11 protein-coding genes are annotated in these 13091 nt (G+C 63.0%); 9 read left to right on the top strand and 2 right to left on the bottom strand.

What is annotated here, in order from left to right; genetic code table 11:
- Positions 1–323: 323 nt before the first annotated feature.
- The 6 genes from R2676_RS20360 (at position 324) to R2676_RS20335 (ending at position 6311) form a co-directional block, all read left to right on the top strand.
- Positions 324–905 carry a TagK domain-containing protein gene (locus R2676_RS20360; protein WP_316857582.1) on the top strand — a complete coding sequence of 194 codons (582 nt, stop codon included), beginning with the start codon at positions 324–326 and terminating at the stop codon, positions 903–905.
- On the top strand, positions 895–1731 hold the full coding sequence (locus R2676_RS20355) for a type VI secretion system accessory protein TagJ (RefSeq protein ID WP_206273795.1): 837 nt from the start codon (positions 895–897) through the stop codon (positions 1729–1731). Before R2676_RS20360 ends, R2676_RS20355 begins: the two co-directional genes overlap by 11 nt.
- Complete coding sequence (tssE, locus tag R2676_RS20350; RefSeq protein WP_206273796.1) at positions 1724–2245, top strand: type VI secretion system baseplate subunit TssE; 522 nt, start codon at positions 1724–1726, stop codon at positions 2243–2245. Before R2676_RS20355 ends, tssE begins: the two co-directional genes overlap by 8 nt.
- A gap of 4 nt (positions 2246–2249) precedes the next feature.
- Positions 2250–4130, top strand: a complete 1881-nt coding sequence (tssF, locus tag R2676_RS20345) for a type VI secretion system baseplate subunit TssF (RefSeq protein WP_206273797.1) — start codon at positions 2250–2252, stop codon at positions 4128–4130.
- A gap of 2 nt (positions 4131–4132) precedes the next feature.
- Positions 4133–5176 carry a type VI secretion system baseplate subunit TssG gene (tssG, locus tag R2676_RS20340; protein WP_206273798.1) on the top strand — a complete coding sequence of 348 codons (1044 nt, stop codon included), beginning with the start codon at positions 4133–4135 and terminating at the stop codon, positions 5174–5176.
- 76 nt (positions 5177–5252) lie between these two features.
- The gene (locus R2676_RS20335) at positions 5253–6311 is read left to right on the top strand and encodes a type VI secretion system protein TssA (RefSeq protein ID WP_206273799.1); all 1059 of its coding nucleotides are present in this window, start codon (positions 5253–5255) and stop codon (positions 6309–6311) included.
- Positions 6312–6365: 54 nt separating this feature from the next.
- Here the strand turns inward: R2676_RS20335 and R2676_RS20330 are convergent, their stop codons facing one another.
- On the bottom strand, positions 6366–6836 hold the full coding sequence (locus R2676_RS20330) for an Lrp/AsnC family transcriptional regulator (protein ID WP_147214506.1): 471 nt from the start codon (positions 6834–6836) through the stop codon (positions 6366–6368).
- Positions 6837–6981: 145 nt separating this feature from the next.
- On the opposite strand from R2676_RS20330, the gene R2676_RS20325 reads away from it, so the two are divergent.
- Complete coding sequence (locus R2676_RS20325; RefSeq protein WP_206273800.1) at positions 6982–8460, top strand: aminotransferase class V-fold PLP-dependent enzyme; 1479 nt, start codon at positions 6982–6984, stop codon at positions 8458–8460.
- A gap of 17 nt (positions 8461–8477) precedes the next feature.
- On the opposite strand, the gene R2676_RS20320 is transcribed toward R2676_RS20325, so the two are convergent.
- The gene (locus R2676_RS20320; RefSeq protein WP_206273812.1) at positions 8478–8999 is read right to left on the bottom strand and encodes an Lrp/AsnC family transcriptional regulator; all 522 of its coding nucleotides are present in this window, start codon (positions 8997–8999) and stop codon (positions 8478–8480) included.
- Positions 9000–9144: 145 nt separating this feature from the next.
- On the opposite strand from R2676_RS20320, the gene R2676_RS20315 reads away from it, so the two are divergent.
- Both R2676_RS20315 and mdeB read left to right on the top strand, forming a co-directional pair.
- On the top strand, positions 9145–10161 hold the full coding sequence (locus R2676_RS20315; protein WP_027681185.1) for a 1-aminocyclopropane-1-carboxylate deaminase: 1017 nt from the start codon (positions 9145–9147) through the stop codon (positions 10159–10161).
- Between the two features lie 91 nt (positions 10162–10252).
- Positions 10253–12952 (top strand): alpha-ketoglutarate dehydrogenase, encoded by a 2700-nt coding sequence (gene mdeB / locus R2676_RS20310; RefSeq protein ID WP_206273801.1) that lies wholly within the window; start codon positions 10253–10255, stop codon positions 12950–12952.
- Positions 12953–13091: the final 139 nt, after the last annotated feature.

The raw sequence follows: 13091 nt of genomic DNA, 5'->3' as shown, positions 1-13091 counted from the left end.
TTACAATCAATGATTCGCCACACACCCAGTGGAAACGGTAGTCGCATCAGCCCATAACGCCCGTGAAAATTTGACTAATCCCCACCCCACAGACACCAATAGCACAAGCTTTTACAGATACAAATACCGAGGCCATTGACTAAATCAGGAACGTTCATAACAACCAATCCAATACAATAAAAAAAAGCACACCAAACGACCAATTACATTTAATTCTGATTTTCAAAATCATAAAATCATATTTTTTGTGGCGCATTCCTCTATTCGGTGGTTTGCGTCTATGATCGGCGCCGTTTTTCTGAGAAAAAGTGGGCGCGGATATCATGAGCAACCAGCAACGCCATTCTTCAACGGGTGGAAACCTCGACGACTTGGTGCCAACAAGTGAGGCTTCCCCTTGGAAGGGCTGTGTGGACGACCCGTTCTCGATCTTGCGCACCAATAGCGCGACGCCCCTCCCCGCTGTGCCGGATGCAGCGGCTGAATCCACTGATGTTCTGGCGGTACTCAGCCGTGAAGCCGCCGCCGTACTGCGCAACCCCGAGCTGGCAAAGGTCAACTGGTATCTGGCCTCGCCCAAGGGAGAGCTTGTGCAGCCTGCTGGCCACACGGACGACCCGATGCCAGCAGACGCCTCCGCCAAGGACGCGAGCCTGTTGGATCTACTGGCAGGTCCAACACGCATCGAAAGCCTGATCGGCGGACCCGATTCGCTCGGTGCCCCCTTGTTTGCGGCGCCCGCCATGCCGGACGTGCTGCACCTCTTTGCGGGTGACATCCTTGTACCCGACCGGCGTGGCATCAAGGCGGCGCTGACAAAGCGCGAGCATCACCTCGTGTCGATGGACAGCGCCTATCACCCTGCCCCGGCACAACCACAGGAGCCGAATTCCCATGACGACTGATACCCCGCCCTTGGAGCCTGCCTCGAAATCCAGTCTGGCAGCGGCTTTGCAGCACAGTGGTTCGGTTACCCAGGCGCTGCAGAATGCGGAGGTACGCGTGCGTCAGCGGCCTGGCGCGTTTGCGGAGCGTTGGCAGCTATTCCAATGGCTGTGCGTGATGGAAGATTGGCTGCGTGCGCTCAAGCAATTGCAGGTGGCAACGCAGTTGATGCCGGACCTTGCACAGACTGCGCATGTTTCCCGAGACTTGATTCGGGTCGAGGTGCTTCGAGTCGATGTCGTCAAGGGCAAGCGTGAGCCGGGGGGGTTGTTGCCCTCGCCTGACTGGGTGACGCCGCTGCGCAATGCCCTTGCGCTCGCTGAGGCGGGTGACATGAACGGTGCGGATCATTGCCGGCAGCAAGCGTTATCCGAAGTGTCAGACTCTGGCGGCGCTTTCAATGGCACCTCCTTTGACTGGATTGCCGATAGCGACACCCGGTATGGCCCGACCTGCGAAATTGTGTTGGGCGGGCGTTATGCCTGGCTGCCATTTGCGCAGATGCGCAAGCTGGAGATGGGGCCGGTGACAGGCATACTCGATCTGGTCTGGCGCTCAGCAACGGTCACTCTGCCGGATGGTTCTATCCACCGTGGCTTCACGCCGGTGCGCTATCCGGGTTCCCAGCGCGGTGGCGATGCGCTGCGATTGTCGCGCGAGACACATTGGTCGGAGGTCGGCGAGACCGGCATCATCGCGCTTGGCCAGAAGACGTGGATGACGAGCGCGGGTGACGCTGGGCTGCTGGACGTGTCGACGCTGATCTTGGGCGACGCCGATGAGTGAGTACCGCGCGCCCCGGCGCCCCAATGCACAACTCCTGCCGACGCTGTTTGATCGATTGCGTGATGATGCGCCGCCCCGCCAGACCGAAGGCCCGGAGGAATACACCATGAAGCGCACGCAGATGCGCGAGATCATTCAGCGCGATCTGACCTACCTGCTGAACACCACCAATCGCGAAGATGAGATCGAACGGGTTCAATACCCGGAGGCGGCCGCATCGGCCATCAACTATGGGGTGCCACCGGTTGCAGGCTCCTACATGTCGGGACACAAGTGGGCCGACATCGTCAAGATTGTGCGGCGGGCGATTCTGGACTTTGAGCCGCGGCTTATTCCGGGCTCGCTGGAGGTCAATCCGCTGCGCAAGGAAGACGCCCCGATGCGCTACAACATGCTGGTGTTCGAGATCAGCGGGCTGATCCACATGGACCCGTATCCGATGGCATTTAGCGCACAGAGTTCGCTGGACCTGGAAACCGGCCGGATAAACGTCCGCTCTATTCACGCCAACTGACGCCATGGACCCGCAACTGCTGGATTACTACAACCGCGAGCTCGTCTACATGCGCGAGCTGGCGGGAGAATTCGCCAAGCAGCACCCCAAGGTAGCCAAGCGCCTGGGCATGCATGGCATCGAGGTGGCCGACCCTTATGTGGAGCGGCTGATCGAGGCGTTCTGCTTTCAGACCGCACGCACGCAGATCAAGCTGGACGCAGAGTTTCCGCGCTTTACACAGCGTTTGTTGGAAGTCATCTATCCGAACTACGTCGCGCCGACCCCAGCCATTGCCGTGGCGCAGTTCCACCCGAGCTATCAGGAAGGCGGCTTGATGCGCGGCATGGCGGTGCCGCGCGGCACAATGCTGCTTGCGCGGGCACCCGCAGGTGAGGCCACGGAATGCGAATTCCGCACGACACAACCACTGTCGCTGTGGCCCATCGAGATTGCCGAGGCACGCCTTACTGGCATTCCGCCCGACATCCAGGGGCTGGAGCGCTACGTGCCGCCCCATGTGACCCTCCAGGGTGCGCTACGCCTTCGGCTGCGACTTCATGGCGAAGGCACGTTTTCTCAGTTGGATGGGTTGGATACGTTGCCAATCCACCTGTGCGGCAATGATCAAATTGCATCCCACCTGTTCGAGCTGCTGCACAGCGCGGGCTGTGCCGTACTGATTGGCAAGCCGGGAGCCATGGGCGAGCGCTTGCATGCCGTAACAACCAACGCGGTGAGCCGTGTCGGCATGGCTCCCGAAGAAAGTGCATTGCCGCTGGATTGGAACAAATTCCACGGCCATAACGTAGTGCACGAGTACTTTGCATGCCCGCAGCGCTTCTATTTCTTCGGGCTCAATGACCTCGCGCCAGGCTTGCGCAGAATCAACAGCCGAGAAGCCGAGCTGGTTGTGCTGCTCTCGAAATCTCCACAAGCACTGGTCAACCAAGTGGATGCAGGGCAGTTTGCGCTCTTCTGCACCCCCGTCGTCAACCTCTTTCCGATGCGTACCGACCGGATGGAGATTCAGCCCGGGCGCACGGAATTTCACTTGGTGGCAAGCCGCCGTCGCCCGCTGGACTACGAGATCTTTTCGGTCCAAACGCTGTCGGGGCAAGCGCATGAACATGCTACTGCGGTCGAATTCCGGCCGCTCTTCGCGACCCTCAATCGGGATGAAGGCAACCACGGGCGATATTTTTCGGTGCGGCGCGAGAGGCGGCTGGCCTCTAACCATGCTCGCAAGTACGGAACCCGGACGGCGTATACCGGCACAGAGGTCTTCGTTTCTCTCGTGGATCAAAGGGAAGCGCCCTACCCGAACGATTTGCGATACCTCTCGGTCGCCGCGATGGCCACCAATCGGGACTTATCGAATCTGGTGCCGCGCAATGGCTTCAACGATTTGCGCTCGCCGGATTCGATTCCGGTGACAGGTGTCGGGTTGATTCGGCCACCGTCTGCGCCGCGCGCGCCATTTGCTGAAGGCGAAATGGCTTGGCGGTTGATCCGCCAGCTGGGATTCAACTATCTCTCGCTGACCGACCTGGATCACCGCGAAGGCGGACAGGGCCTGCGCGACATGCTGCGCCTGTTCGTGGCCAGTGATGACGCAGCCCAGTTGCGCCAGGTCGACAGCCTGATTGGCTCGAAGGTCAAACCGGTCACCCGACGGCTACCGGGCAGCGGCCCCATCATCTACGGCCGTGGTGTGCAGTGCCAGTTGACAGTGGACGAGACGGGGTTCTCGGGTATCAGCCCGTATCTCTTTGGGATGGTGCTCGAGCAGTTCCTGACCCGGCATGTGTCGGTCAACTCGTTCACAGAGACGGAGTTGCATTCGATTCAGCGTGGGCGCGTGCATCGGTGGCCAGTGCGCATGGGCACGCGGAGTACGGTGTAGCCATGTATCGAGGCTTTGACGACAGCACGCCGCCGACAACTGGTTCACCGAGCACACAAGCGATCCCTGCAGCGCAAAGCGAGCCCTGGCGGTTGAGTTTCTTGGGCCTGTTACGTCAACTCGCAGCGCATCGCCCCGATTTGCCGCCGATCGGTCAAGCACGCCGTCCACAGGACGAGCATTTCCGGATTGGTCAACAGGCCTCCCTGACGTTCGCACCGCGCGAAATCGCACAGCTGCAGCAAGTGCAGGGCAAGCTCAAGATCCAGCTATTCGGGCTGGGCATGCTGGGGCCGAATGGTGCCCTGCCGCTTCACTTCACAGAAATCGTGCGGGAGCGCACGGAGGCACATCGCGACACCACCACGGCGGATTTCCTGGACCTGTTCCACCACCGGGCGCTGACGCAGTTCTATCAAGCGTGGGCGCATTCACAGTCAACGGCGGGGCTGGATCGCCCGGATGACGAAGCGTTCTCGCGCTATGTTGGGTGGCTGGCTGGGTCCGATGCAGCCGAGATTGCGGAAAGCCCACTGCCACCGCACGCGCGGTTGGCGGCCAGCGCGCACCACGTGCGCGAATCGCGCAGCCCGGACGGCATTGCAGCCACATTGGCACACTTCTTTGGCGTGCCGGTGCGCCTTGATGAGTTCGTGCTGCATTGGATCGCGGTTGACCCCGATGAGCTTTCTCAGCTAGGGCACCCGGGCCCGCCCAGCATGATGGGGCAAGGCGCCATGCTCGGCGAGATGGTGCCAGATCGACAGCACAAATTTCGGCTCGTCATCGGGCCGTTGAACCTGCAGCAGTATCTGTGCTTCACGCCCAATGGCCGGGACTTTCCTGTGCTGATCGAATGGGTGCGCTCGTTCGTTGGCTACGAGTTCGTGTGGGAGGTTGAGTTGCAGGTGATGCCTGACGCCGCTCCGCCAGCCGTGCTCGGCTCATCGGAACGCCTGGGATGGTCGACCTGGCTGGGCGAGCCCGACCGCAGCCGTGCCATTACCGGCATGGTGTTCGAGCCGGAGCAGTACGCGAAGCACTGAGACGCTCCATCAACAACCCTCCGCCCCTCGAAATGACCACATGGCGGTGGCGCAATAGCCACCGATCACCCATCACATGTTCTTCAGCAAGAAAACCAAAGATGCGCAGCCCGCGCTCCGTGCCTTGATCTTCCCCGAGCTGTTGGAGCCCATCTCCGAGGCGCACCCGTGCGGAAACGATCTGGAATACGACCCCGATTTCGTTCTTCTGCAAGGCAAGGTCACGCCTAAGCAAGATGCTCAGTATGGTGATTTTGTCAGCCCTCCCGAGGCAATCAACTGGACGGAAGTGGAGCGAGACTGCCGTCGCTTGCTGCTGCGCACGCGGGATATTCGTATCCTCATATTGCTGGTGCGCTGCCGGGTCCGGTTGGACGAGGCAATTGGATTGCGGGACGGGCTGTGCATTCTGTCTCGGTTGCTTGAGACATGGCCGGATGCCATCTACCCGCAAGTGGTGGTGGACGGTGAGCCCGACCCGGCCGTGCGTGCCAACGCGCTGGCCGCCTTGGCCGACCCGCAGGGGCTGATGCAGGACGTGCGGGATCTAGTGATCTCAACCAACGGCGCGCTGCGCCTGCGAGTGCGCGACGTCGAGCGATCATTGAGCATTCCACGCGCAGCAGATGCGTTGGCACCCGAGGCAGTGCAGCATCAGCTCCGCGAACTGCGCAATCAAAGCGACGCGGCACTGTCCGCGCTGGACGAGGCCCAAGCCCTTGCGTCATCGATCGACTCTTGGGCGCGACATCACCTTCCGGACGACTATCCTGACCTGGGCACCTTGTTGCGACTGCTGGATACGGTGACTGGCGCGTCACCACCGGCCGCACCTACTGTGATTGCGCTTCCGGTCTCGGAACGCTCGCCGGCCACCTCACCAGGCCTGATGGGCATCACCATCGAGGGCCCGGTAGTTACGCCGCTTGAGAACAACCCGCCTGAGCCCGTCATGGACCGTAATACCGCCCTCGCCTCCATTCAAGCTGCCCGGATCTGGTTTGAGGCGCATGAACCGAGTAGCCCTGTGGCGCTTCTGCTCAAGCAAGCCGAACGGCTGACCGGCAAGCGCTTTGATGAAGTGTTTCAGGCGATTCCGGCGGAGCTTGTTGAACGCTGGATGCGGGAGCACTGACGAGCCCCCGTTCAGCCGCGATACAACCACCCGACTGGCACGCCACCCAAGCCCTCACTCCCCCTGCCCCCCATCCCGCACCGGCAGCGCCGTCGAATACTTGATCTGCTCCATCGAGAACGATGAACTCACATCCGACAGCGGCACGGACTTGATGAGGTGCTTGTACACGCGGTCGTAGTCTTCGATGCCGGCCACCGCAACGCGCAGCAGATAGTCCATCTCGCCGCTCATCCGGTAGACCTCCACCACCTCGGGCATATCGCGCACCACCTGCGTGAAACGCTGCGCCCATTTCTCGGTGTGTTGATCGGTGCGCACGGCCACGAACACCGTGGTGCCGACGCCCAGCTTGCGCGCGTCGCACAGCGCCACCTGGGCCCGGATGACGCCCGTGTCCTTGAGCCGCTGCACCCGCTTCCAGCACGGCGTTTGCGAGAGATTCACGCGCTGCGCCAGCTCTGCGATGGGCAGCGTCGCATCGGCCTGCAACAGCCTCAGTAGTTCGCGGTCAATGGCGTCCATTTCGGTAGAGAAATTTTCTTCTATGGAAGCCTAATTTTAGGGAATATTCCCCGCCATATCGAGGAATTCGCAGGAAACTTTGAATTATTTTTCTGGGCTGTCCGCCGTATCATTTTCCCAGCATCCACCGCAGCACAGAAACGAAATGAGCGACAGCAATACCCTCCACTACCTCGACTACGCAGCCACCACGCCGGCCGACCCGCGCGTGATTGCAGCCATGACCGCCTGCCTTGGCATGGAAGGCGCCTTCGGCAACCCAGCGTCGAGTTCGCATGCGACCGGCCGCGTCGCGCGGAACAAGGTCGAGCAAGCGCGCGAGCAAGTTGCCGCGCTCATCGGCGCCGATGCCGACGAGATCATCTGGACGTCGGGCGCCACCGAATCCAACAACCTCGCGCTGAAGGGCTACGCAGACGCCGCCACCGGCAAGCGCCACCTCATCACCAGCCGCATCGAACACAAGGCCATTCTGGACACGATGGCGAACCTGGCGGCGCGCGGCTGTTCGATCACGTATCTCTCGCCGACACGCGACGGCGAAATAACGCCCGAGGCTGTCGCCGCTGCGATGACGCCCGACACCGGCCTCGTCTCTCTCATGCTGGTGAACAACGAGCTGGGCACGCTGACCGACGTTGGCGCGATCGCGCAGATCGTGCATGCCGCCGGCGCGCTGTTCCACGTCGACGCTGCACAGGCACTCGGCAAGACGCCGATCGATGTGCGCGCGCTCGGCATCGACATGCTCTCGATGTCCGCCCACAAGGTCTATGGCCCCAAGGGGATCGGCGCGTTGTATGTCCGCCGCGACATCGCCTCGCGCATTGCGCCGCAAATCCACGGCGGCGGCCACGAGCGTGGTCTGCGCTCGGGCACGCTGGCGACGCATCAGATTGTCGGGATGGGCGTGGCGTGCGAGTTGGCTGCGGCAGAACTGGAGCACGAAACCGCCCGCATTGCCGCGCTGAGCGAGCGGCTGAAGGCAGCGGTGCTCGCCCTCGGCGACGTGGTGCAGAACGCCGATGTGGCACGACGCATTCCGCACACCCTCAGCCTGACGGTCAACGCTCCCGGCTTCATGCCGATGATGCTTGGCGACGACCTTGCCGTGTCGTCCACATCGGCGTGCAACTCTGCAGCGGGCACGCCCTCGCACGTGCTGACGGCCATCGGCCTGGATGCCGATGCCGCAGGCCGCACCGTCCGCATCAGCCTGGGCCGCTTTGCGGCCGAACAGGACGTCGACTTTGCCGCTGCATGCTTCCAGCGCGCGATCGAGCAATGCCGCGCCACGGCATCGAGCGGGTTGACTGCATCGCGGCAAATCATGCCGGCCGACCTGAAGGCCATCCGCAATGCAGGCTTCCGCTCGGTCATCTGCAACCGCCCCGATGGCGAAAGCAGCGACCAGCCCGCCTTCGAGGACATTGCCGCTGCCGCGCGCGAACTGGGCCTGGAAGCGCGCTACATGCCCGTCGAGCCGAATGGCATTGGCGATGCTGACGTTGCCGCATTCGGCACCTTGGTCGACACGCTGCCCAAGCCCATCCTCGCGTATTGCAGGAGCGGCAACCGGGCCGGCATGTTGTGGGACCGCCTGATGGAACAGCGCAAGGGCTGAGCCTCAGCCCCGCCCGGCTACGCCACCGGCAGCTCCGTCGTCGACAGCACCTGCTTGAGCACCATGAACGTCCGGATCTGCCGCACGCCCGGCAGATAGAGCAGCTGTTCGGCGTGGAGCCGGTTGTAGCCTTCGTTGTCTTTCGTGCGCACGAGCATGAAGTAATCGAATTCGCCCGTCACGACGTGGCACTCCAGGCAACCGGGCACCTTCTGCACCGCCTTCTCGAAAGCCGTGAATGATTCCGGCGTCGAGCGATCCAGCACGACGCCGATCATCACCAGCGACCCCAGATCCAGCGCCCGCGGATCGAGCAGCGCAACAATCCCCTTGATCAGCCCCAGCTCCTTCAGCCGTTCCACGCGGCGCAGGCAGGCCGGCGGGCTGAGGTTCACCTTGGCCGCCAGGGCCACGTTCGAGATGGACGCATCGCGCTGGAGCGCCCGGAGAATCGCGCGATCGGTGCGATCCAAGGCGTGGCGCGTCGAAGCTGCCGACGCGTCAGAATCTTCCTGCAATTTTGTTTCGCTCTTTTTCATTTTCAAGAAATAAAGAGATCCGCCATCTGATTTACGGCAAGCTACGTTCCGGATAGTAGACGATCTTTGCAACCTCATTTCGCGGCGTTCTGCGTACCATTGGTTTCCGACATCCCGCCATTTGCGGCACTGAAGGAGCCACCTCATGAACCTGCAGCGATTTCCCCGTTATCCCCTGACGTTCGGCCCGACGCCCATCCAACCGCTGAAACGATTGAGCGCGCATCTGGGCGGCAAGGTGGAGCTGTTTGCCAAGCGCGAAGACTGCAACAGCGGCCTGGCCTTCGGCGGCAACAAGACGCGCAAGCTGGAATACCTGATCCCGGAAGCGCTGGAAGGCGGATATGACACGCTGGTGTCCATTGGCGGGATTCAGTCGAACCAGACGCGCCAAGTAGCCGCCGTGGCCGCGCACCTTGGCCTCAAGTGCGTGCTGGTGCAGGAAAACTGGGTGAACTACTCCGATGCCGTGTACGACCGCGTCGGCAATATCGAGATGTCGCGCATCATGGGCGCCGACGTGCGCCTCGATGCCGCAGGCTTCGACATCGGCATCCGGCCCAGCTGGGAACAGGCCATGGAAGACGTCCGCAAGCGCGGCGGCAAGCCGTTCCCGATTCCGGCCGGCTGCTCCGAACACCCGCTCGGCGGCTTGGGCTTTGTCGGTTTTGCCGAAGAAGTGCGGCAGCAGGAAGCGCAGCTGGGCTTCAAGTTCGACTACATCGTCGTCTGCTCGGTCACGGGAAGTACGCAAGCCGGCATGGTCGTCGGCTTTGCGGCGGATGGCCGGGCCGACAAGGTGATCGGCATCGATGCCTCCGCCAAGCCGGAACAGACGCGCGCGCAGATCCTCCGCATCGCGCAGCACACCGCCGAACTGGTCGACCTCGGCCGAAACATCACAGAGAAGGACGTGGTGCTCGACACGCGCTACGGCGGCCCGGAATACGGCTTGCCCAATGAAGGCACGCTGGAAGCCATTCGCCTGTGCGCACGCCAGGAAGCCATGCTGACGGACCCCGTGTACGAAGGGAAATCCATGCACGGCATGATCGACATGGTGCGCAACGGTGAATTTCCCGAAGGCTCGCGCGTGCTCTACGCCCACCTGGGCGGCGTGCCGGCGCTCAACGCATACAGCTTCATCTTCCGCAACGGTTGATGCGGCGCCGCTGCGGCGGCGCATCCGGGCGCGGGCGTGCATCGCATGATCACGGCCCGCCTTCCCATCCTTCCTTCAGGCAGGACCCGTCATGACGGATTTATCGACCGGCGCCGCGTCGATGCGCTCCCTCGCGCACCGCATCCAAGACAGCGATCCAGGGGAAACCGCCGAGTGGCTCGACGCGCTGGAGGCCGTCGTCCAGCATGCCGGCACCTCGCGCGCGCAGTTCCTGTTCGACCGCCTGGCGGAGCGCGCCGCAAAGCTGGGCGTCGGCACTGCCCTCGCCCGCGTTACGCCCTACGCCAACACGATCCCCGTTGAGGCGCAGCCGCCGTATCCCGGTGATATCGACACCGAAGAGCGACTGGCCGCCGCGCTGCGCTGGAACGCGCTCGCCATGGTCGTGCGCGCCAACCAGGCCTACGGCGAGCTGGGCGGCCACATCGCCAGCTACGCATCGGCGGCCGATCTGTTCGAAGTCGGCTTCAATCATTTCTTCCGGGCGGACAACGCAGCGCACGGCGGCGATCTCGTCTACTTCCAGCCGCACGCGTCGCCCGGCGTCTACGCACGCGCGTATCTCGAAGGGTTTCTCGACGAGACACATCTCGAACACTATCGGCGCGAAATCACGGGACCCGGGCTGTGCTCGTATCCGCATCCGTGGTTGATGCCCGAGTTCTGGCAGTTCCCGACCGGGTCGATGGGCATCGGGCCAATCAATGCGATCTACCAGGCGCGCTTCATGCGCTACCTGCACAACCGCGCCCTGCTGCAAACCACCGAACGCAAGGTGTGGGGCTTCTTTGGCGACGGTGAAATGGACGAGCCGGAATCGATCGGCGCGCTGTCGCTGGCGGCGCGCGAGCGCCTCGACAACATCGTGTTCGTCATCAACTGCAACCTGCAGCGGCTCGACGGCCCTGTGCGCGGCAACGGCCGCATCGTCGACGAACTGGAAGCGCAGTTCACGGGTGCGGGCTGGAACGTCATCAAGGTGCTGTGGGGCTCGGACTGGGATGCCCTCTTCGCCCGCGACCATTCGGGCGCCTTGCTGCGTGCATTCGCGCAGACGGTCGACGGCCAGTTCCAGACCTTCTCCGCCAACGACGGCGCCTACAACCGGGAGCGCTTCTTTGGCCAGAACCCCGAGCTTGCCGCGCTCGTCTCGCATTTCAGCAACGAAGACATCGACCGCCTGCGCCGCGGCGGCCACGACGTGCGCAAGCTCCACGCCGCCTACGCCCGCGCGCTGCAGCACACCGGCCAGCCCACGGTGATCCTCGCCAAGACGATGAAGGGCTTCGGCATGGGCAGCGTTGGGCAGGGCCGGATGACGACGCACCAGCAGAAGAAGCTCGATGTCGATCAGCTCAAGGCGTTTCGCGACCGCTTCCGCCTGCCGCTGTCCGACACCGATGTCGAGCAATTGAAGTTTTACAAGCCAGCGCCAAACAGCCCGGAGATGCAATACCTGCATGCGCGCCGGGCTGCCCTCGGAGGCTATCTGCCCAGACGGCGGAAGGCGGCAACACAGGCGCTGACCGTGCCTGGGTTGCCATCCTGGGGACAATTCGCGCTGCAGGCCGAAGGCCGCGAGATGTCGACCACGATGGCGATCGTGCGCATGTTCGGCAACCTGCTGAAAGACGACACGCTGGGCCCGCGCATGGTGCCGGTGGTGGCGGACGAGGCGCGCACGTTCGGCATGGCGAGCATGTTCCGCCAGGTCGGCATCTATTCGCCGCTGGGCCAGCAATACGAACCGGAAGATCTGGGTTCGATGCTGTATTACCGCGAAGACACGGGCGGGCAGATACTGGAGGAAGGCATCTCGGAAGCCGGCGCCATCTCGTCGTGGATTGCCGCCGCCACCGCCTACAGCACGCACGATCTGCCGATGCTGCCGTTCTACATCTACTACTCGATGTTCGGCTTCCAGCGCATCGGCGATCTCATCTGGGCAGCGGCGGACCAGCGTGCGCGCGGCTTCCTGATCGGCGCCACGGCGGGCAAGACAACGCTCGGCGGTGAGGGCCTCCAGCATCAGGACGGCGCGAGCCACCTTGCCGCATCCACCGTGCCCAACTGCCGCGCGTGGGACCCGGCCTTTGCCTACGAGGTGGCCGTCATCCTCGACGAAGGCATGCGCGCGATGCTGGAGCGCCAGGAAGACACGTTCTACTACCTCACGGTGACGAACGAGAACTACGCGCAGCCGTCGATGCCGGATCGTGACGTGCGCGATGGCATTCTCAAAGGGATGTATCCGCTGGCCCCGCAAAGTCTGCCGACCGCGCGCGTGCAGCTGCTCGGCTCCGGCGCCATCCTGGGCGAAGTCATGGCCGCCGCGCAGATGCTCCAGGACGACTGGAACATCGACGCGGCCACCTGGAGCGTGACGAGCTTTTCCGAGCTGCACCGCGAGGCCATCGCTGCGGAACGCGTTGCCCGCGTGGGCGGGGAAGCCGCGCCTTCGTACGTGGAAACCGTCTTGCGCGCATCGCGCGGCCCCGTCGTCGCGGCCACCGACTATGTGCGCGCCGTGCCGGAGCTGATCCGTGCGCACGTGCCGCGCCGCTACGTCACGCTCGGCACCGACGGCTTCGGCCGCAGCGATTCGCGCCGGGCGCTGCGTGCGTTCTTCGAAGTGGACCGCGCGTCCATCGTCATCGCCGCACTGAAGGCGCTCGCCGACGACGGTGAACTGGATCACGCCGTGGTGCGTGAGGCGGCTGCACGCTACGGCAAACACGCGACCATGGCCGACGCGCCGTGGATGCGCTGAACAACCTGCAGTCGCGAGACATTCAGCTGGGCCTGTCAGTAATTTCGTGTTCAAGGCATAACATGCCCTCAAGGAGGGTTTATGCCTCGCAAACCAAAGACCAAGCCGGGCGATCTGCCGGCGATTCCCGCCGAGCTGC

It is taken from the genome of Ralstonia flatus (genome assembly GCF_958439105.1).
GTDB classification, from domain to species: domain Bacteria; phylum Pseudomonadota; class Gammaproteobacteria; order Burkholderiales; family Burkholderiaceae; genus Ralstonia; species Ralstonia flatus.
Note: the sequence above shows the minus strand (reverse complement) of the source record. Positions and strands in the feature narration are given on the sequence as shown.